General features: G+C 33.3%; 17 protein-coding genes and 3 tRNA genes. 16 read left to right on the top strand and 4 right to left on the bottom strand.

Annotation, left to right across the window (positions count from 1 at the left end; genetic code table 11):
- Positions 1-90 precede the first annotated feature (90 nt).
- From tsaD to ACW5R3_RS07365, 14 genes are all read left to right on the top strand, one after another.
- The gene (gene tsaD, locus ACW5R3_RS07430; RefSeq protein ID WP_456576373.1) at positions 91-1,113 is read left to right on the top strand and encodes a tRNA (adenosine(37)-N6)-threonylcarbamoyltransferase complex transferase subunit TsaD; all 1,023 of its coding nucleotides are present in this window, start codon (positions 91-93) and stop codon (positions 1,111-1,113) included.
- Between the two features lie 78 nt (positions 1,114-1,191).
- Positions 1,192-1,830, top strand: a complete 639-nt coding sequence (locus ACW5R3_RS07425; RefSeq protein ID WP_456576372.1) for a peptidylprolyl isomerase — start codon at positions 1,192-1,194, stop codon at positions 1,828-1,830.
- Positions 1,831-1,832: 2 nt separating this feature from the next.
- Positions 1,833-2,537: a 16S rRNA (uracil(1498)-N(3))-methyltransferase gene (locus tag ACW5R3_RS07420; RefSeq protein ID WP_456576371.1), complete on the top strand. Its 705-nt coding sequence runs from the start codon at positions 1,833-1,835 to the stop codon at positions 2,535-2,537.
- 3 nt (positions 2,538-2,540) lie between these two features.
- Complete coding sequence (locus tag ACW5R3_RS07415) at positions 2,541-3,182, top strand: DUF4159 domain-containing protein (RefSeq protein WP_456576370.1); 642 nt, start codon at positions 2,541-2,543, stop codon at positions 3,180-3,182.
- A 12-nt stretch (positions 3,183-3,194) separates the two neighbouring features.
- Positions 3,195-3,701, top strand: coding sequence for a TrmH family RNA methyltransferase (locus ACW5R3_RS07410; protein WP_456576369.1), 507 nt, complete (start codon positions 3,195-3,197; stop codon positions 3,699-3,701).
- 38 nt (positions 3,702-3,739) lie between these two features.
- Positions 3,740-4,828: an AI-2E family transporter gene (locus tag ACW5R3_RS07405; RefSeq protein ID WP_456576368.1), complete on the top strand. Its 1,089-nt coding sequence runs from the start codon at positions 3,740-3,742 to the stop codon at positions 4,826-4,828.
- Between the two features lie 6 nt (positions 4,829-4,834).
- Positions 4,835-6,019 (top strand): class I SAM-dependent methyltransferase, encoded by a 1,185-nt coding sequence (locus tag ACW5R3_RS07400; protein WP_456576367.1) that lies wholly within the window; start codon positions 4,835-4,837, stop codon positions 6,017-6,019.
- A gap of 33 nt (positions 6,020-6,052) precedes the next feature.
- The gene (locus ACW5R3_RS07395; RefSeq protein WP_456576366.1) at positions 6,053-6,721 is read left to right on the top strand and encodes an HAD family hydrolase; all 669 of its coding nucleotides are present in this window, start codon (positions 6,053-6,055) and stop codon (positions 6,719-6,721) included.
- A gap of 137 nt (positions 6,722-6,858) precedes the next feature.
- Positions 6,859-6,942: transfer RNA gene (locus ACW5R3_RS07390), tRNA-Ser, on the top strand.
- A 24-nt stretch (positions 6,943-6,966) separates the two neighbouring features.
- A tRNA-Pro gene (locus ACW5R3_RS07385) sits at positions 6,967-7,041 on the top strand.
- Positions 7,042-7,055: 14 nt separating this feature from the next.
- A tRNA-Arg gene (locus tag ACW5R3_RS07380) sits at positions 7,056-7,129 on the top strand.
- A 224-nt stretch (positions 7,130-7,353) separates the two neighbouring features.
- On the top strand, positions 7,354-8,817 hold the full coding sequence (locus ACW5R3_RS07375; protein WP_456576365.1) for a catalase: 1,464 nt from the start codon (positions 7,354-7,356) through the stop codon (positions 8,815-8,817).
- Positions 8,818-9,011: 194 nt separating this feature from the next.
- A complete protein-coding gene (locus ACW5R3_RS07370; protein WP_456576364.1) occupies positions 9,012-10,133 on the top strand; it encodes a DUF2914 domain-containing protein in 1,122 nt (373 codons plus the stop codon).
- 152 nt (positions 10,134-10,285) lie between these two features.
- Positions 10,286-12,142 (top strand): cystathionine beta-synthase, encoded by a 1,857-nt coding sequence (locus ACW5R3_RS07365; protein WP_456576363.1) that lies wholly within the window; start codon positions 10,286-10,288, stop codon positions 12,140-12,142.
- Positions 12,143-12,228: 86 nt separating this feature from the next.
- Here ACW5R3_RS07365 and ACW5R3_RS07360 read toward each other — a convergent pair whose 3' ends face one another.
- Entirely contained in the window at positions 12,229-14,361 is a 2,133-nt protein-coding gene (locus ACW5R3_RS07360) for a prolyl oligopeptidase family serine peptidase (protein WP_456576362.1), read from the bottom strand.
- A gap of 93 nt (positions 14,362-14,454) precedes the next feature.
- A complete protein-coding gene (locus ACW5R3_RS07355) occupies positions 14,455-16,503 on the bottom strand; it encodes an HD family phosphohydrolase (RefSeq protein WP_456576361.1) in 2,049 nt (682 codons plus the stop codon).
- 131 nt (positions 16,504-16,634) lie between these two features.
- Here ACW5R3_RS07355 and ACW5R3_RS07350 point away from each other — a divergent pair, with 131 nt between their 5' ends.
- Together ACW5R3_RS07350 and ACW5R3_RS07345 are read left to right on the top strand one after the other, a co-directional pair.
- Positions 16,635-17,813, top strand: coding sequence for an acetyl-CoA C-acyltransferase (locus ACW5R3_RS07350; RefSeq protein WP_456576360.1), 1,179 nt, complete (start codon positions 16,635-16,637; stop codon positions 17,811-17,813).
- 15 nt (positions 17,814-17,828) lie between these two features.
- Positions 17,829-18,581 carry a C40 family peptidase gene (locus ACW5R3_RS07345; RefSeq protein WP_456576359.1) on the top strand — a complete coding sequence of 251 codons (753 nt, stop codon included), beginning with the start codon at positions 17,829-17,831 and terminating at the stop codon, positions 18,579-18,581.
- A 97-nt stretch (positions 18,582-18,678) separates the two neighbouring features.
- Here ACW5R3_RS07345 and ACW5R3_RS07340 read toward each other — a convergent pair whose 3' ends face one another.
- Complete coding sequence (locus ACW5R3_RS07340; RefSeq protein WP_456576358.1) at positions 18,679-19,923, bottom strand: tetratricopeptide repeat protein; 1,245 nt, start codon at positions 19,921-19,923, stop codon at positions 18,679-18,681.
- A gap of 7 nt (positions 19,924-19,930) precedes the next feature.
- Positions 19,931-22,510 (bottom strand): DNA gyrase subunit A, encoded by a 2,580-nt coding sequence (gene gyrA, locus ACW5R3_RS07335; protein ID WP_456576357.1) that lies wholly within the window; start codon positions 22,508-22,510, stop codon positions 19,931-19,933.
- Positions 22,511-22,711 lie beyond the last annotated feature (201 nt).

Raw genomic sequence — 22,711 nt, 5'->3', positions numbered from 1 at the left:
CGACCGAGTATTTTGAAAAATTTTTTGATACGTTTTTAAAGTTATAACTTTGGAGTCAAAATTAACAATTATTATGCCCAATTATTAGAAATGGCGACAGAAAATATTTACATACTAGGAATTGAGTCTTCATGCGATGATACTGCAGCTTCCGTAATGCTAAACGGTCGTATTTTAAGCAATGTTGTTGCAAGTCAGAAAATACATGAAGCTTATGGCGGTGTGGTTCCTGAATTAGCCTCTAGAGCACACCAACAAAACATTGTACCTGTTGTAGACCAAGCCTTAAAAAAAGCAGGCATAACTAAAGCTGATTTAAATGCTATAGCTTTTACTCGTGGCCCTGGATTAATGGGCTCTTTATTAGTTGGGACTTCGTTTGCAAAATCTTTAGCTTACGGATTAAATATACCGTTAATTGATGTGAATCATATGCAAGCCCATATTTTAGCACATTTTATAGAAGAAGCTGACTTTGTAAAGCCTCCATTTCCATTTTTAGCCATGACAATTTCTGGTGGACACACACAAATTGTTAAGGTAACCAGCTATTTTGAATTAGAAGTTATTGGTGAAACTATAGATGATGCTGTAGGCGAAGCATTTGATAAAAGTGGTAAAATATTAGGATTAGGCTACCCTGCTGGACCAGAGATAGACAGGCGCGCCAAATTAGGAAACCCAAAGGCTTATAAATTTACAAAACCAAAAGTAGATGGCTTAAATTTTAGTTTTTCTGGTTTTAAAACAGCTGTTTTATACTTTATACAAAGGGAAACCAAAAGCAATCCAAATTTTATACAAGAAAACCTAAATGATATCTGTGCTTCTATTCAGTATACCATTATAGGTATTTTAATAGATAAACTTAAACTAGCAACTAAGGAAACAGGTATTAATCATATTGCTATTGGCGGAGGAGTTTCTGCCAACACTGGTATTCGTGAAGCCCTTAAAAATGGGGAGCAAAAATTTGGTTGGACAACCTATGTACCCAAATTTGAATACACTACAGATAATGCTGCAATGATTGCAATTGTTGGTTATTTAAAATACCTTGAAGGAGATTTTAGCTCACAATCTGTCATGGCATCACCACGCTTAAAAATTTAAGTGCTTGTTTCTGTTAAAAATTTCTATAAATAGTTTTCAGGATTTATAGAATACTAAACTTATTTTTACTTGCTTTGTATGAAAACCACCCCAACTATGTATAAATTAACTTTAATTTTATTTTGTGTAACAAGCATGTTATACGCTCAAGAAGCGGTAGTACCTGAATTTGATGACGTTGAAACTACTGAAGATGCTGAATTATATCTTAAGTCCAATCGTAAAAAAGGTAATAAGTTAATTACGTTTAACGAGCAGAATCATGATACAGGAGTTGCTAAAAAATTATTCAACAGTGGTTTTGCTACAGTTGAAACTCAATTTGAAATAACACGATACAAAGTCGTGAAGCGTGAAAAAAACACCTACTATCGCGCCAGTTATATTTTTATAGACGGTAATAAAATTGATGCTGAAAATGCCGAGAATTTAATTAAAGAGATTACTCAAAAATATAAAAAAGGTATTGCTTTTAGCAAATTAGCTCAGCAGTACTCAATGGACAACAACGCTAACAGGAATGGAGATACAGGCTGGTTCACACCTGGAACTTTTAATGCAGACCTAGAAAAGGTTATTATTAATGTCCCTACAAGTCAGCGTGATTTATTTGCTTTTGAATTAAAAGAAAAGTCTTGGTATTACTTAGTGTTAAACTCACATGAACCGCAAGAGTTTAAAGAAATTAAAGTGCTAAAAATTGTTGAAAAGAAATAAATATGCAACTGTTTTACAATTCACAAATATCTGAAACAACTGAAGATTTTACTTTTGACAAAGAGGAAAGTAGACATATTATAAAAGTGCTTCGGAAAACGGTTGGAGACACACTACAAATAACCAATGGCAACGGTTGGTTGTTTACTGCAGAAATAACAGCCGATGCTATAAAAAAATGTGCTTGTAAAATAATACATAAAACGTTACAAACGCCACCTCCTTACCAATTACATTTAGCAGTTGCTCCAACAAAAATGAACGATAGATATGAGTGGTTTTTAGAAAAAGCTACCGAAATTGGCATTACAAGTATTACACCTATTATTTGCGATCATAGTGAGCGGAAAGTTGTCAAGCAGGAACGATTTGAAAAAATCATTCAATCGGCAATGAAACAATCATTAAACTGCTACTTACCTACCCTACATAACGCAATTTCTTTTTCAGACTATATTAATAAAGAACACCAAGGTTTCACCTTTATTGCTCATTGTGAAGAACAAGAACGAAAGTCTTTAAAAAATAGTTTAACACCTAATTCCATTATAACTATCCTAATTGGTCCTGAAGGAGATTTTAGTGTTAAAGAAATAGAAACTGCTATAAAAAACTCTTTTATTCCTGTAACTTTGGGTAATACCCGTTTACGAACAGAAACAGCTGCTATTGTAGCTTGCCATAGTGTCGCTTTTATTAACGAATAACTTATGAAACACTACATAACATTACTTTTTATATTTGCAACGTATAGCCTTTTAGGACAAGAAATTGCTGTATTAAAATATAAAGGTGGTGGCGATTGGTATAGCAACCCAACAGCACTTCCTAACTTAATAAAATTCTGCAACCGTAGTATTAATACTCGAATTCAAGAAAAACCTGAAACGGTTGAAACTGGAAGTATTGATATTTTCCAATACCCATTTGTTCATATGACAGGGCATGGAAATGTTTATTTCAGTGAGTCAGATGCTCAAAACTTACGTAATTATCTCATTTCAGGCGGGTTCTTACATATAGATGATAATTACGGAATGAAACCTTACGTTACTAAAGCCTTAAAAAGTGTATTTCCGAATTCCGAATTAATTGAGCTACCAGCCAATCATCCTATTTTTAACAACGTATACAAGTTTCCAGAAGGTTTACCTAAAATTCATGAACATGACGGGTTACGCCCACAAGCTTTTGGTATCTTTCATGAAAATCGTTTAGTTGTTTTATTTACTTTCGAAAGTGATTTAGGTAATGGTTGGGAAGATGAATCCATCCATAACGACCCTGAAGAGGTGCGTGAAAAAGCTTTAAAAATGGGCGCTAACATTATCACTTATGCTTTCGAAAATTAAATTCTAAAAAACATGCAGCTTACGCATTATAATTCTAAATTTAACGAACAATCATTACCAATAACCATTGTTTGCGATACCATTACAAATGCACCAAATATTGGTAGCTTATTTAGAACAGCTGATGCTTTTGGTGTAGAGAAACTTATTTTTTGCGGCTCTAATATTGAGTTTGGTAGAAAATCAGCCAAAACATCACGAGCCACAGAAAAATATGTAACGGCAGAATTCAATAAAGATATTTTAGAAACGGTTAGCCAATTAAAACAACAAGGCTATTATATTATAGCCTTAGAAATCACACAGACTAGTCAGCCTTTAAATCAAGTTACATATCCAAAAAATAAACCAATTGCTTTAATTCTTGGAGCTGAGAATTTTGGTGTTTCTGAAACGGTATTAAAACTTGCCGATACCATAGTCCACATAAACATGTTTGGAAAAAACAGCAGTATGAATGTGGTTCAAGCTACTAGTATTTGTTTGTACGAAATTAGCCGGCAAATTGTTGAAAATTAATTATTAGGCTATTCCATTGCAATCAGTATATTTGCGACATGAATTCAAAAGAACTTGCAAACGGTATTTTAAGAGCTCTAGGCTATATAGTAGCTATAGTCTTATTGTTATATTTTTTATATAAAATTGAATCGGTAATTGTTTACATAGCCATTTCTGTTGTGATCTCCTTATCAGGGCGCCCTATTGTTGCTTTTTTAAGAAACCGTTTAAAGTTTAGCAATTTATTAGCCGTTGCTACAACCATGATATTACTTCTTGGTTTAATTGTAGGCTTAGTTGGTATCTTCATCCCTTTAATTGTTAAGCAGGGTCATAACCTTTCACTTTTAAACATTGAATCCTTACAAGATACCGTTAAAACATTATATAATGAGTTTGCATCGCATTTCAATATGCAAACCTTACATACCAATCAGCCCTTACGAGAAGCCGGAGTTTTATCTAGCATTGAATTTGGAGCTATTCCAGAATTTCTAAACTCTATCATCTCAGGGTTAGGGAGTTTTAGCATTGGTTTATTCTCTGTATTATTTATATCCTTTTTCTTTTTAAAAGACAGTAAACTGTTTGAAAATAGTATTCTAACAGCTGTACCAGATTATAATGTAGACCGTGTTAGAAACTCTATAGAGAAAATTAAAGATTTACTTTCTCGCTATTTTGTTGGACTTGTTTTTCAAATTACGGTATTATTTATCATTTACATGGTTGGTTTGCTTATTGTAGGCGTAGAAAATGCCGTTGTAATAGCTTTCTTATGTGCTCTTATAAATCTAATCCCGTATTTAGGTCCTGTTATTGGAGCATGTATTATGTTATTACTAACAATGACTAGTAATTTAGGAACAAGTTTTAGTGAAGTTATACTTCCAAATACAGTATATGTTCTTATTGTTATAGCCATCGGACAACTGATTGATAATTTTATCAGTCAACCCATTATTTTCTCGAGAAGTGTAAAATCACATCCTTTAGAGATTTTTCTTGTAATTATTATTGCAGGATTACTATTTGGTGTTGTAGGAATGGTTATTGCTATTCCTACATATACAGCTATAAAGGTTGTTTTAAAAGAGTTTTTATCAGATAATAAAATTGTTCAGAGTTTAACTAAAGGCTTATAATACATTTTGAATGAAGCCATTCTAAATACCGAAAATCAAGCGTTTATATCAGAAAATTTAGACGCTGAAACAACCACGTTACTCTTTAAAAAAGCTCCATCTGATAACGTTTCAATTAAAGAGTTAGTAGAACAAATTGAAGCAAAAAAACGCTGTAAAACAAAACTACCTACATGGTATAAAACAGTTGATATTTACTATCCAAATAAGTTAAATATCGAACAAACATCTTCCGAATTAACAGCGCAATACAAATCAGAATTAGTTTCAGGCAACTCCTTAATAGATTTAACTGGTGGGTTTGGGGTAGATTGTTACTACTTTTCAAAACAAATTAATAGGGTTGTACATTGTGAGATAAACCCAAATTTATCAGAAATTGTTTCTCATAATTTTAAGCTATTACAGGCTAATAATATAACAACTATAGCTACAGATGGGCTGAAACATCTAAAAACTCAGGAAACACCTTATAATTGGGTTTATGTAGATCCTTCTAGACGTCATGACAGTAAGGGAAAAGTATTCTTTTTAAAAGACTGTTTACCAAACGTACCGAATCATTTAGATTCTATTTTTGAAAAAACAACTAATTTACTTATCAAAACCTCCCCGTTATTAGATATTAGCTCAGGCATAAAGGAGTTACAATTTGTGAAGGACATTCATATTGTAGCCGTTAATAATGAGGTTAAAGAATTACTTTGGGTATTAGAAAAAGACTACCAAGGCTCTATAAATATTAAAACTTGTAATATTTATAAAACTAAAAAGCAGCATTTTAATTTTGAATTAAACAGCGAAATCAATCAAATAGCTAGCTATAGTTTACCTTTAAAGTATCTATACGAACCTAATGCAGCAATTTTAAAGTCGGGCGCTTTTAAAAGTATCTCGGTCCTATTAAAATTACACAAATTACACCAACACACACATTTATACACCCACACGGAGCTTATTGATTTTCCTGGTCGTCGTTTTGAAATAGTATCGCAAATGCCTTTCAACAAAAAAGCATTTAAAAAATCAGGGATTCGTAAAGCCAATATAGCCACTAGAAATTTTCCGGTTTCCGTTTCTGATATTCGAAAAAAATTACAAATTTCCGATGGTGGTGAACAGTATATATTTTTTGTAACTAATGAAGATAATCACCGAATAGCATTAATTTGCAAAAAAGTAAACACATAAAATACGGTATATATACCGAAAAATATAAAGAGAATGTTAAAAGCAGTATTATTTGATATGGATGGGGTTATTGTAGACACCGAGCCCTTACACCACAAAGCCTATTATGGCATGTTTAAAGCTTTAAATTTAGATGTAACAGAAGCGCATTACCAATCATTTACAGGGCAATCAACAATTAATGTATGCAAACAACTATGTACGCATTTTAATTTAGAAAATGCCCCAGAAGAGCTCGTACAGATTAAACGAAATATTTTTAAAGACCTATTTGTAACCGATAGCAGTTTACAGCTGATTGACGGTGTTTTAGATTTAATAAAAGATTATCACAAAAACGGTGTGACGCTTATTTTAGCCTCTTCTGCTTCTATGCAAACTATTGAAAGTGTATTTAAACGTTTTGAATTAGATCAATATTTTAAAGCCAAATTAAGTGGTGCGGATTTAAAAGCGTCTAAACCACATCCTGAAATTTTCATCAAGGCAGCAGAAACATCTGGCTTTCCAAAATCGAATTGTTTGGTAATTGAGGACTCTACCAATGGTATAAAAGCAGCAAATTCTGCAAATATTTTCTGCGTTGGATATAAGAGTTTACATTCAAAAAATCAGAATTATGATACTGCGAACTTAGTAATTGATGATTTTAAGCATATTTTTTTCGAAAAAGCTAAAAACCTCTTACATACTCAATCCTAGTAAGTTATTTCAATAAAATTAAAGATTCAGACCTGTTTTAAAAAAAATTATTGAAAAAGTTCCAAAAATAGTTGCGTTCTTTCTAAAGGTTAATTACATTTGCATCCGCATTAAAAGAACGTTCTTTTATATTTAATGGAGAGGTGCCAGAGTGGTAATGGAGCAGATTGCTAATCTGTCGACGCGTAAGTGTCGCCAGGGTTCGAATCCCTGTCTCTCCGCATTTTTTTAGATAACCGTTTTTTCGGGGTGTAGCGTAGCCCGGTTATCGCGCCGCGTTTGGGACGCGGAGGTCGCAGGTTCGAATCCTGCCACCCCGACAATTATTACATGAGGGCTCTTAGCTCAGCTGGATAGAGCACCTCCCTTCTAAGGAGGCGGTCGAAGGTTCGAATCCTTCAGGGCTCACAAAAAGCTTCACTATTTTTAGTGAGGCTTTTTTGTTTTTATAAACCTTATACTCCCCTACTTCCAACCTCATTTTTATTAGATATCAACTATTAATAATTTACTCATTATTAATTAATTGTATTTTTCTATATTTGAAATGGTCCCTTTTTTAAACTTTATACACCTGATACGTGTTAGGTTAAGCAAAACATACGACTATCTTATTATCAAACCACAGAAATATGAAAAATGACAAGAAAAAACTAACTTCCGTATCGGGAAGACCGATTGCTGAGAACCAAAATGCTAAGACTGCCGGAAAAAGAGGTCCTATGCTTTTAGAAGATTTCTGGTTTCTTGAAAAATTAGCACATTTTGATCGTGAAGTTATTCCAGAACGCCGAATGCATGCTAAAGGTTCTGGTGCCTTTGGAACCTTTACTGTAACACATGACATAAGCCAATACACAAAAGCTAAGATATTCTCTGAAATTGGTAAACAAACCGATTTATTTGTACGATTTTCTACCGTTGCAGGTGAACGTGGTGCTGCCGATGCTGAAAGAGATATTAGAGGTTTTGCAATTAAATTTTATACAGAAGAAGGTAATTGGGATTTAGCAGGAAACAATACGCCCGTTTTCTTCTTAAAAGACCCATATAAATTTACAGACCTAAATAAAGCTGTAAAACGTGATCCGCAAACAAACTTACGTAGTGCGAATAATAATTGGGACTTTTGGACACTTCTACCAGAAGCACTACACCAAATTACCATAACAATGAGTGAACGTGGTATTCCTAAAACCTACAGACACATGAATGGTTATGGTAGTCACACTTTTAGCTTTTTAGATAAAAACAACAAACGTTCATGGGTGAAATTTCACTTTAAAACTGCTCAAGGTATAGAAAACCTATCCGATGCAGAAGCTGAGAGTTTAGTTGGTAAAGATAGAGAAAGTCATCAAAGAGATTTATTTGACGCTATTAAAAATGGCGAATTCCCAAAATGGCACCTTAAGGTTCAAATTATGCCTGAAGAAGATGCCAAAGACTATCGTTTTAACCCATTCGATTTAACAAAAGTATGGCCGCATTCTGACTATCCGTTATTAGATGTTGGTGTGTTAGAACTTAATAGAAACCCTGAAAACTATTTTGCCGATGTTGAGCAGGTTGCTTTTAACCCAGCCAATGTGGTTCCAGGTATTGGATTTTCGCCGGATAGAATGCTTCAGGGACGTTTATTTTCTTACGGTGATGCACAACGTTACAGATTAGGTGTAAATCACTACCAGATACCTGTAAACAAACCTAAATGTCCATTTCATAACCCACATCGTGATGGAGCCATGCGTGTAGATGGTAATGAAGGCTCTACACTTCACTACGAACCAAACAGCTACGGACAATGGGCAGAACAAAAAGAATATGCCGAGCCTCCTATGCATTTAGATGGTGACGCCTACCATTATGACCATCGTGAAGATGATGATTATTACACGCAGCCTGGAGACCTTTTTAGAATTATGAATCCAGAGCAACAACAGCTACTGTTTGATAATACAGCTAGGCAAGTTGGTGGTGCAGCTAAATTTATACAAGAAAGACATGTAAGTAATTGCTATAAAGCCGACCCTGAATATGGTGCTGGTGTAGCTAAAGCATTAGGATTAACTCTTTCGGATATCGACTTATCTTAATAAAGTTTTTTAGAAGCAAATACAGCTACCTTTAGTTGTATTTGCTTTTTTTATACCCTAACCTCCCCTACATTCAATTATCTGATTGTATAAATAAGATAAAAGCAATTATGTTTGCCGCTATCAATTAAAAAATGTCATCTGCCACCCCTAGATTGTTTGAATTTATTTAAATTCACCTACAATCTCAATACATGCTCTACAAAAAAACCTATGCCAGATTTAAGAATAGCCGTTTTCGAAATTTCATAAAACGTCATGAAAAATATGCACCAGTAATTTTTTTTATTGGTGGATTTATTTTTGATACATTAACATTAGGCCGTATTGACCGATTGTATGATTTAACTGTGCTATGCTTACACATGTCAGCCCTAACACTATCATTATACTTTTATAATCTTGCTGGCGATGGTAAATGGAAAACAACTTTCTTATCAAAATATCTAGATTATCTTCCTTTAGCTATTCAGTTTTTCTTTGGCGGTCTATCAAGTGCATACGTCATTTATTTCTCTCGGAGTGTTTCGTTATCTAAAACGATGTCCTTTTTCATAATTTTGGTAGTTTTATTAATTGCCAATGAGTTTCTAAAAAAACGTATTTCTAATAAGTACTTACAGTTTAGTGTCTATTTCTTTGTGAGTTTTACCTTTTTCACATTTATGATTCCTGTATTTATAAGTAAAATGAATACTTCAATCTTTATACTTTCAGGGTTAATAAGTTTACTATTAACACTAGCATTAATAATTTTCATATACCGAAAAAGCCCTAGTACACGAGCTGAGATAAAACTTAAAAAACTACTCAGTATCATTTTTACAATGTATGCCACCATTAATATATTTTACTATTTTAACCTAATTCCTCCCGTTCCATTAGCTTTAGAAACAGGTTTAGTGGCGCATCAGGTAAAGAAAACAAGTCAGGAATACTTAGTTACTTACGAACGTGATGATTGGTATATTTTTTGGAGACAACACCGCTTACAATTTATACACCAACCGCAAGAATCTGTTTATGTGTTTACCTCAATTTTTGCACCCACTCAAATTGAAAAATCTATTATTCACCGTTGGAAATGGTACAACCCTAAAACAGAAACATGGAAGGTTATGGATGAAATAGGCTACCAAATAACAGGTGGTCGTAATAAAGGTTATCGAGGCTTCACTTATAAAAACAACATCAAACAAGGCCAATGGAAAGTAGATGTTGTAACTCATGAAGGCTTAGTTATTGGCGTTATAGATTTTGAAATTATTATGAATACAAATTTAAAACCTAAACGAATTACTGAGCGCCATTTTTAATGTGTAGCATTAACAAAATTAACTAAATACCTAGAAGTTTTAAAAACTCAAAATAGTCGGACTCCTAAATCATAAAAAAAGGCCAAAAGCCTGTTATCTTTCTTTAAAAAAAGGCATTTTTCGTAACTTGCATCTCTATAAAAAGAAAGACTATGCAAGACGAAAAAATGCAAAAATATATTACAGATGTAATTCAGAATATGCCCTCAGATTGGTTGCGTTTAACAACCCATCGTTTAGATATTTATGATGAATCTTTAGCTAAAACAGAATTTTTAAATCAGTTTGAAACTCTATATAAATTAAATAATGCTACCACTGAATCCTTAAGTGAATTACCAACAGCATATGATTATATTCGTTTAGGGCATCCCCTATCCTGCGTGCTAGAATGGACACTTGCTAATATTAACCAGTTAGAAGCTAAACAAGTTATTAGTTTTTCATCTATGACAATACCAGTAATGGCCATTTTGAGATCTAATTTACTTAAAAATAAAAATACACGTATTGCTTACAGCGGTTCATTACCAAGTTGTTTCAACTCTGAATTATTAAAACGCGTATATGGTTATAAGTTTGAATTAGAACAGGTAAATACGCCTTCAGAACTAAATACATTTAATGGAAGTACAATTTTTGTAAATCACCAAGATACCTTAGGAAAAACAGATTTACATAATCATGTTGATTTTTATGTAAATCTTTATGATCATTTGGGAAGTATCCTACTAGTAAATAATCAGGTTAACACTAATTATATTTCCGAAATTCAGCATGTTCGTCGTCGTGAAACTATTGCTATGACACCTGAAAATGCGCATTTAGCCTTAAAATCTTTAGTATCAGCTACAGCTTTTGATACAGATAAAAATGATTTTGAAGCCAACAAGAATAAGGTATCAACATTAATAAATAGTATTACAGGCACCACAGGCAAACCTTTAGTTGCTTCTAGTGGCTTATCAATTCAGTATGCTATTATGATGGGATTAGTGGATGACGCTCTTAAAAATAATCCGGGGAAAGCCATTAAATTTATAGTCCCCCCTAACTGTTATGGAGGGACAAATGATCAAGCGAGACGTGTAGCTGCCGCTTTAGATTCTGTAGAAATAGTAGACTTACCTGTTGATGGTGATAACGACATGGTTCAAAGTATTGATAGCGTGTTAGAAACTATAGCTAAAGAAGATGCTATTCCATATATCATTGCTGAAATCCCAACAAACCCACGCGTTGAAGTACCTAATCTTGAAGATTTAAAAACAGCTTTAACCAAAGTTAGAAAAACAGCTTCAGGAAATATTGCAATAGATCCTGTTTTTATTTTAGATCAAACCTTTTGTCCTAATGTGCACTTTTTAGGTGAAGGAGAAATCCTTTCTAACGTTAGAACAATTTCGTTTGCTAGTGGCTCTAAATTCCCTAGCGGTGGAAAATGTACAGCTGGTTATTGTGTTGGAAATACGAAAACCAATGCATTAATGACTGAAATAGAAACACATTTACACCTTTGCGATAATGAAGCAACTGCTCTTCAATATGAATTATTAGCAGAACAGTTACCTTCTATGAATCAACGTATAGCTGATGCTTATACCAATACCCGTAATTTTGTGAACTTTATTCACGAAGTATTACCCGAAGCAAAAATCAATTTTGTATCAGAAGAATTAGCTGAACAAGGTTTTACCCCCTCTGTTTTTTCATTAGACTTACCAACAAAAGGTAATACAGCTGAAGAAAAGGAAGCCCATAAACGAGCTTTAAATCTGAAGCTCATTAATTTAATGATTACTGAAATACCTAATGAAAGTAAATTTTGTGTAAGCTACGGACAGTTAAAAGGTTGTTACTGGACCATTCCAGCTACATCAACTCAAGGAACCACCAAAGAAGGTGATAAAGATTATATTGTTCGTGCCTCGTTATCTGGAAATATGGATATGGACCATCATAAAAAGGTTTTTATAGACTTTATAGAAAACCATATTTTCACGAAGTAAAGCATTAAACAGATTGTCGTTTAAATCACATAAAAAAAGCCCAAACTAAATGTTTGGGCTTTCTATTTTTATAAATATCTAAACAATTATTTTAGGTTTTTTATTCCCATATTAAATAAGGTAAATGCCTGGATATCTACTTGTTCATTAATAGTTGCTTCAGTAGATTTTCCGGCTCCATGCCCCGCATTAACTTCAATTCTAATTAAAGTAGGATTATTTCCTGTTTGCTTCGCTTGTAATTCAGCCGCAAATTTAAAACTATGCGCTGGAACAACTCTATCATCATGATCTCCTGTAGTAACCAAAGTTGCAGGATAAGCTACACCTTCTTTAACATTATGTACAGGTGAATATCCTTTTAAGTATTCAAACATCTCTTTATTCTGTTCTGCTGTACCATAATCAAACGCCCAGCCTGCACCTGCAGTAAATGTATGGTAACGTAACATATCTAACACGCCTACTTGTGGTATAGCTACCTTCATCAAGTCTGGTCGTTGCGTCATAGTTGCACCAACTAATAAACCTCCATTAGAACCTCCTTTAATAGCTAAGTAATCTGAAGAAGTGTAATTTTCATTAATTAAGAATTCAGCTCCAGCTATAAAATCATCAAATACATTTTGCTTTTGCATTTGGGTTCCAGCATTATGCCATTTTTTACCATACTCACCGCCACCACGTAAATTAGCTACAGCATAAATACCGCCATTTTCTAACCAAACAGCATTTGCTATACTAAATGAAGGTGTTAAACTAATATTGAATCCTCCATATGCATAAAGTATTGTAGGATTTTTACCGTTTAATTCCGTTCCTTTTTTATAAGTAATAATCATCGGTACTTTAGTACCATCTTTTGATGTATAAAATACTTGTTTAGACTCGTAGTCTTCAGATTTAAAATCAATATTTGGCTTCTGATAAACTTCAGACACACCAGTTTCAGGGTTATAACTATAAATAGTTCCAGGTGCTGTATAATTAGTAAAAGAATAATATAAAGTAGTTGCTTCCTTTTTACCTCCAAAACCACCTACAGAGCCAATTCCTGGCAACTGAACATCACGAACTAAAGTACCATCAAAATTATACTGTTTAACAACAGATACAGCATCTTTCATATATTCAGCAAATATATACCCTGCTCCTTTAGAAACCGACAATACATTTTCTGTCTCAGCAATAACATCCTCCCAGGCATTCTGATCCGGATTGTTGATATTAAACTTAGCAATACGTTTATTTGGCGCTTCAAAATCGGTTACTACATAAAAATCAGCTCCTTCATTATGAATAACACCATTACTACTATCAAAATTAGATACTACTGAAACTAAAGGACCATTAGTTTTTAAATCCTTAATATATAACTCATTTCCATAAGTTGAATTTGCAGCTGTGATAACTAAATAATTCCCATCATGTGTAACAGATCCGCCTACGTAACGTCTTTTTTGAGTATCACCAAAAACAATCGTATCTTGACTTTGTGGTGTATTTAACTTATGATAAAACAGACGGTGTTGATCAGTTTTTGCGGACAATTCACTGCCTTTTGGTTTTTCGTAACTTGAGTAATAAAACCCTTCGTTTTTATACCAAGACATGCCACTAAATTTCACGTCAATTATAGTGTCACCAACAATTTCTTTAGTTTCTGTATCTAGTACAATTATTTTTCGCCAATCACTTCCGCCTTCAGAAATAGCATAAGCAGCCATCGATCCGTCCTCTGTAAAACTTAAACCTCCCAGTGAAGTAGTGCCGTCTTCCGAAAAACTATTAGGATCTAAAAATACTTCTTCAGTACCTTCAGCATCTTTTCTATATAAAACCGATTGATTTTGAAGTCCATCATTTTTATAAAAATATGTAAAATCTCCTTCTACAAATGGCGCTGAAATTTTCTCATAATTCCATAACTTTTCCATACGCTCTTTAAGTTGGCTGCGAAATGGAATTTGATTTAAATAATCAAATGTTACATTGTTTTGTGCCTTTACCCAAGCTTTGGTGTCTTCAGCATAATCATCCTCTAACCAACGATAGGGATCTTTAACAGTACTACCAAAATACGTATCTACTGTATCAACTTTTTTAGTTTCGGGGTAAGTTACCGCCATAGTTTTAGATTCATTTTCGATTTTGTTTTGGTCGTCTTTACACGCTACTAGCGCTGTAATTGCCAAAACACAAATTAGTGATTTCCTCATATTTTATTTGATTTATTAGAGTAACTAACAAAAATAAGAGAATTAATTGTTAAGATATGTTAAAGCATGATTTTCAAATGCATAAAAACAACTTTACTCAGGGTATTCAATACGCAAATGATAGATATTGGTAAGCTTCTGTTTTAGAATTTTTTTAATAGCTTGTATTTCTTTAAAAGTAATATTAGCATTTAAAAACTGATCATCTCGCATTTGTTTGTTTAATATATTTTCAACAAAATCATCAATTTTAGTAGAAGTTGGTTCTTTTAAACTTTTTGAAGCCGCCTCTACACTATCACACATCATTAAAATTGCTGTTTCTTTACTGAATGGTTTTGGACCTGGATACATAAAATCTTCAATTTCTAAATCGGCGTTACGCTCTTGTTCCTTCATGTAAAAATAATACACAACACTTGTACCATGATGTGTTCTAATAAAATCAATAACCCGATCTGGTAAATTATTTTTACGCGCTATTTCTATACCATCAATAACATGATTAACAATAATTTGAGCACTTTCTTTTGGTGATAATTCATCATGCGGATTAATTCCTGTAGATTGATTTTCGGTAAAATAAGTAGGGTTTTTCATTTTACCAATATCATGATATAATGCGCCTACACGTGCTAACATTGCATTGGCACCAATTTCGTTTGCTGCAGCTTCTGCTAGATTAGCTACGTTTAAAGAATGATGAAAAGTACCAGGAGCTTTGTTTGATAATTCTTTAAGTAGATTTGAATTGGTATCCGATAATTCTAATAATGAGACATCTGAAACCAAACCGAATAATTTTTCATAAACATAAATTAATGGCTGTACGAAAAGAGTGGCTAAACCACATAAAATAAACAGCCCAAAAGTTTCCCACTTTAAAGTTTCTAAACTCCCTTCGTGAATAACGAAAAAAGCAAAATAAGCCACAATATATACTAAGGTTATTTGTCCAACAGATATAAACAGATTAGCACGTTTATAGAGTTCAGAAACCGTTAAAATAGTAACAATTCCTGCTAGGATTTGCAAAAACATATACTCGTAACTATTGGGTACTACTAAACCTAAAAGCAACACCGTAATTACATGCGTAAATAAACCTAGTCTTGAATCGAAAAAAGCCTTAAGTACTAATGGCAGTATACAAATTGGAACAACGTAAATGTATTGAGAATTATAATTTACTACTAAGGTTGTTATGAGCACCATAAAAGCTACGTTGAAAAAAATAAAAGTAACTTTCACGTTATCCTCAAAAACAGACGAACGGTATTTGCGTAAAAACAATAGCAATATTAATAATGCCATAGCTACAAGAAGTGTATAGGCAAAAACAATCCAATTATAATTGGATTTACTCCAAACCTGAGATTCATATTCAGATTCTAAAGATTTTAAAATTTGAAATTTTACCCCTTCAACAACTTCTCCCTTAGAAATAATAAGTGTTTCACGTTCTACACTACCACGGGTGTAGGCTATTTTACTTAATTCCTCCTGAAGTACACGTTGGGAAAATGCTTTATTATAAGTTAAACTCGGTTCTACAAGATCAAAAAACAACGAAATGAACTCTGTTTTAAAGTCTATTAAATTATTACTCTCTAAAACTTTAATAACAATATCTGACAGTTCATCTTCTTTAACCAACTTATCAAATTGGGTTTGTGCTTTTTCAACCCGCCCCTCTAGCAGGACTACTTTTTTAGAGTTTTTATAACTATAATCGTCATTTAAAACTCCAAAACTGTAGAGTTTATCTATAATTTGAATTCCTGTATTTCTTAAGGTATTTTGCTTAGAAAGTGATATAGAATCGGAAAAAGCACTTTTAAATTCTCTCTGAAAATTATTAGAAACACTTTTTTCTACACTCGTATCTAAATTAAAGTACAAGGGAACATTATCACTTATTTCTTGTTTTTCCGATGTAATCTCAGCATCGGTTTTTTTAATAGCAAAACTAAACGGTGCGTATAAGTTTTCTGATTGCCAAGGTTTTCCTTTTTCAAAATTATATTTAAATTTTCCACTTTTAGGAAATAAATACACGATTAAAAAAGTTGTACATACAAAAAGTAGCAGTTTATAAGCTAAAGCATGGTTTCTGTAAAATACATTAATAAAGTCTTTCATAGCAGGCCGAAATATTTTCAAATGTAGTAAAATATAGTCGAAAAATTATGACTGTATAAAATGCTAATCATTCTACATTCTATTAAAAATTGATTAATTTTGTTGCAATCAAAAAATTAAACGTAAAAAACATGAGTAAAGAAGTCGTTATTGTATCAGCAGCTAGAACTCCAATTGGTAGTTTTTTAGGAGCTTTATCAACTGTACCAGCACCTCGATTAGGAGCTACAGCTATAAAAGGCGCATTAGATAAAATCAATTTAAAACCAGAATTAGTTCAAGAAGTTATAATGGGGCATGTTGTTCAAGCCGGTGCAGGTCAAGCACCAGCAAGACAAGCGGCTATTTATGCAGGAATTCCAAATACAACTGGTTGTACAACTGTAAATAAAGTTTGTGCTTCAGGAATGAAAGCTGTTATGCAAGCTGCTCAAGCTATTGCTTTAGGTGATGCTGAGATAGTTGTTGCAGGTGGTATGGAAAACATGAGTTTAATTCCACATTATATGCATGGCAGAACTGGAACTAAATTTGGACCAATAAAAATGGAAGACGGCATGCAACGTGATGGTTTAGTTGATGCTTACGATCAAAATGCTATGGGTGTTTGTGCCGATGCTTGTGCTACAGAATATAAATTTTCTAGAGAAGACCAAGATGCTTTTGCCGTACAGTCTTATTCTCGTTCAACAGCGGCTTGGAAAGCAGGTAAATTTGACAACGAAGTTGTTCCTGTAGAGGTTCCTCAACGTCGTGGTGATGCTATTGTAGTAGATACAGATGAAGAATTTACTAACGTAAAATTAGATAAAATTCCTGCATTACGTCCTGCCTTCACTAAAGAGGGAACTGTAACTGCCGCTAATGCTTCGACTATTAACGATGGTGCTGGAGCGATGGTTTTAATGAGTAGAGAAAAAGCTGATGAGCTTGGATTAAAAGTTTTAGCTACAATAAAAAGTTATGCTGATGCAGCTCATGAACCAGAATGGTTTACAACTGCTCCAGCTAAAGCACTTCCAAAAGCTTTAGATAAAGCCGGAATTAATATTTCGGATGTTGATTTCTTTGAGTTCAACGAAGCTTTTTCAGTAGTTGGTTTAGCTAATATGAAAATCTTAGGTTTAAATGATTCGAATGTTAATGTAAATGGTGGAGCTGTTTCTTTAGGACACCCGCTTGGATGTTCTGGTGTTCGTATATTAATTACATTATTAAATGTTTTAGAACAAAACGATGCAAAAATTGGTGCTGCAGCTATTTGTAATGGTGGTGGTGGTGCTTCGGCTGTTGTTATCGAAAGAAACTAATACCCTATTTTTTGCATGCAATATGGAGTTTGTAATTTAAGTATTGTTCCTTTACGATCGGAACCCAGTGATATGAGTGAACTTGTTTCGCAAGTATTATATGGCGATCATTTTAAGGTGCTTGAAAAACGTAAATTATGGAGTAAAATCCGCCTAGGCTTTGATAATTACGAAGGCTGGGTGGATAATAAACAATACCTTGAAATTACGCAAGAACAGTATAATAGATTACATTTAGAATCTCCGAAATTGTCAACAGATTTAGTTGAATTTATTGAGGATTCTGATAATCACTTATACCCTATTCCTTTAGGTGCTAGTCTAAACGGATTGGATATATTAAACCATACTTTTGAAGGACAAACTGTTTCTGGAGTATTAGCTAAAACGCATATCTTACAAACTGCTTTTAGTTATTTAAATGCCCCTTATTTATGGGGAGGTAAAACACCTTTCGGAATTGATTGTTCGGGTTTTACACAAATGGTTTATAAGCTAAATGGTTATAAATTATTCCGAGATGCTTCGCAACAAGCCAATCAGGGTGAAGCTTTAAGCTTTATTGAAGAAAGTGATGCAGGTGATTTAGCCTTTTTTGATAATGATGAAGGACAAATTATTCATGTTGGTATCATTATGCCTGATAATTTTATTATTCACGCACATGGAAAGGTCCGTATTGACCGTTTAGATCATTCAGGTATCTATAATGCAGACAAACGTACACATACCCATAAATTACGTGTTATTAAGAAGATAATTAACTAACACGTGTTTTTAGATTGAAAATCTAAATTAGAATATATTACAAAAAAAAATGCTACTGAATTTTCAGTAGCATTTTTTTTATGAAGACAATTAGGTTTTATTTTCCTAAAGCGTCAACTTTAGCTTTCATTCTTTTATAGTTTTCCGTGTCAGGAATAGCTCTATAAATATTCATTAATGTTGTAGAAACTTCAACATTATTTGGATCATGCTCTAAAACAGTTTCTAAATAAGGAATAGCACTTTTATAAAGCTCAGTACGCTCATCCTTTAGTTCATCATAACGCTTATTATCGGCAGATGATGTTCCAAGACTGTTCATTTCTTCAACTAAAGCTTCTTCTTCTCCTAAAATTAATGCAGCAATGTTTGTATGTGCATTTGTATATTTAGGATCCATATCAATTACCTTATTGTAATATTCTTTTGCTTTAGCATTATCACCTGATTCTGCAGATAACACACCTAAGTTATAAAACAAATCAATATTTTTAGGATCTATTTCAATAGCCTTCTCAATAAGCGATTTATACTCATCTTTATTACCTAATTGGTATTGTAAATTAGCCTCAGTAAGAATAATATTTACATCTGTTGGATTTGCTTCACGAGCTTTTTTAATAGCTTCTAAAGCTTCCTCTTTTTTATCTAAACTAACATAAATAAAAGCGATATTCTTAGTTATTTCAGCTGATTTAGAGTCTGATTGACGCTCACCTGGTGCAATATACTCGCCTGTTTTCACATATAAGTCACGAGTGTTCTTATCGAAAAGTTCTTTTTCACCTGTTTCTTTATTGGTAGCAAAATATTCTGTTTCAACACCTGTGTATCCAAGATCATTTAATTTCAGATAATGATTTAATGCATTTTCATAATCACGACCACTTACTGCGCTTACTGCAGCATAATACAAGTAAGTTGTATCAGAAGGTATTACATTATATAACTGCTCGAATTTTGTAGCAGCTTCTGTAAAACTATTTGCTTTATATAAGTTATTAGCTTTTGTTAAAAGCTCATTTTCCATAGATGTAACTAGCTCCGTTGATTCCGATTCATAATCACTACCAACCATAACCAAATTCTCAATGGCTTTGTTTATATCAGTATCATTAGCAGTTCCTTGAGCATAAAGTGCTTCAGCTACTAATAAATGGTATTGTGATTTTTGTTTATCACTCATTTCGGACATCATAGATTCTGCCTGATTTAATGCTGTTTTAGCTTCAGCATAATTATTGCTTTTTATTGCCTTTTCTGCGCTACGCAATTCTTTCTTTTGTGCGAAAGAAAAAGCACTAATCGAAACAGCCAATGCTATTAAAATTGGTTTTTTCATTTTTGTATTAATTATTATCATTGTTTAATTCGTTTTCTTCAGAATCAATAGTTGTGCCATTTTCAGTTTCTGGAGCTGATTCAATAACATTTCCATCTTCATCAAGTACCACAGCATCTTCTGACTCATCTTTCATAACTTTAGCTACTGCAGCTATAGAATCATTTCCTTTAAGGTTAATAAGGCGAACTCCTTGTGTTGCACGACCCATAACACGTAAATCAGATACAGCAATACGGATGGCTATCCCCGACTTGTTGATAATCATTAAATCATCAGCATCTGTAACAGATTTAATAGCGACTAAATGTCCTGTTTTTTCTGTAATGGAAATGGTTTTAACCCCTTTACCACCTCGGTTTGTAATTCTATATACAGCTTCACCATCTTCTGGATCATCAATATAAGTACGCTTACCATAACCTTTTTCAGAAACTACTAATACAGATTCTTCTTGAGGGTTTTCGACAGCAATCATACCAATTACTTCATCTTCTTCATTAGCTAAAGTAACACCACGAACACCTGAAGCATTTCTACCCATTGGACGTGTTTTAGCTTCTTCAAATCGGATGGCTTTTCCTGACTTTAAAGCTAGCATAACCTGACTGTTTCCAGTTGTTAATTTTGCTTCTAATAATTCGTCATCTTCTTTAATTGTAATAGCATTAATACCATTAGTACGAGGTCTTGAATACTGCTCTAACGATGTTTTCTTAACCTGTCCGTTTTTGGTTGCCATAATTACATAATGACTATTAATGTAATCTTCATCTTTAAGATCTTGAGTACAAATAAAAGCCATTACCTTATCGTCCTGCTCAATGTTTATTAAGTTTTGAATAGCACGACCTTTAGAGGTTCTACTTCCTTCAGGAATTTCATAAACACGCATCCAGAAACATTTTCCTTTCTGTGTAAAGAATAACATATATTGGTGGTTAGTACCAACAAATAAATGCTCTAAGAAGTCTTCGTTTCTTGTAGTTGAGGCTTTTTGCCCTACACCACCTCTATGTTGTGTTTTATATTCTGTAAGCGATGTTCTCTTAATATAACCTGCATGAGAAATAGTGATAACCACTTGCTCATCCGGAATCATATCTTCAATACTTAAATCACCTCCTGCATATTCAATTACAGAACGGCGTTCATCACCATATTTATCTTTAACAACTAACAGCTCGTCTTTAATAATTTCCATACGACGCTCTTTTTTAGCAAGAATGTCTTTTAAATCATCAATAGTAACCATTAATGCTTCATACTCTGAACGTAACTTATCTTGCTCTAAGCCTGTTAATTGGCGTAAACGCATTTCAACAATAGCTTTGGCTTGAATTTCAGATAATTCAAAACGCTCTATTAAACGTTCACGAGCTTGATCAGCGTTCGAAGACGAACGTATAATAGCAATAACCTCGTCAATATTATCAGAAGCAATTATTAAGCCTTCTAATATATGTGCACGTTCTTCTGCTTTACGTAATTCATAAGTTGTTCTGCGCACAACCACTTCGTGTCTGTGTTCCACAAAATGATGAATCATGTCTTTTAAATTCAACAATTCAGGACGACCACCAACTAATGCAATATTATTTACACTAAAAGATGATTGTAAAGCGGTATACTTATATAAGGTATTTAATACAATGTTTGGAATAGCGTCGCGCTTTAAAACATATACGATACGCATACCATTTCTATCTGACTCATCACGAATAGTAGAAATACCTTCAATTTTCTTTTCATTAATTAAATCGGCTGTCTTTTTAATCATATCAGCCTTATTCACTTGATAAGGGATTTCGGTAACCACTATAGATTCACGTCCTTGAACCTCTTCAATACGCGCTTTACCACGAATAACAATACGACCACGACCCGATTTAAAGGCTTCAACTACACCATCATATCCATAAATGGTACCTCCTGTAGGGAAATCGGGTGCTTTAATATGCGTAATTAACTCGTCTATTTCAATATCATTATTTTCAATATAAGCAACAGTACCATCTACAACTTCACTTAAATTATGTGGAGGCATATTAGTAGCCATACCTACAGCAATACCTGAGGCACCATTTACTAATAAACCAGGAATTCTTGTAGGAAGAACCGTTGGTTCTTGTAGTGTATCATCAAAATTCAATTTATGATCAACAGTCTCTTTATCTATATCAGCAAGCATATCTTCTGATATTTTACGCATACGAGCTTCCGTATAACGCATTGCTGCAGGACTATCACCATCTATAGATCCAAAGTTACCTTGACCATCTACTAACATATAACGTAAACTCCATTCTTGAGCCATACGCACCATGGCATCATATACAGATGTATCTCCATGTGGGTGATATTTACCAAGTACTTCACCAACTATTCTGGCGGACTTTTTATGTGCTCCTGTTGCTCTAACTCCGAGTTCGTGCATACCAAAAAGTACACGTCTGTGAACCGGCTTTAATCCATCTCTTACATCAGGTAAGGCACGTGACACAATGACTGACATTGAATAATCAATGTAAGCCGACTTCATTTCATCTTCAATATTAATTGGAATCAATTTTTCTCCTTCTGCCATATTTAATAAAAATAATTAGATTTTTGTAGGTTTACAAATCGTGCTAATATAACCATTTCATTAGCTGCAGCAAGGGTTTCTTTTTGGTTTTTCACACTTTTTATTAACAATTTTAGCCCACATTTTAGTTAATAAGTAACTTGTTAAAAATTTTGTCTTTATAAAGTTTTTTTTGTCTATTAGCATACTATCTATTAATTA

The sequence above is a fragment of the Algorimicrobium bowmanii genome (assembly GCF_054031195.1).
The sequence above is the reverse complement of the archived record's forward strand: the minus strand, read 5'-3'. Positions and strand labels throughout refer to the sequence as shown.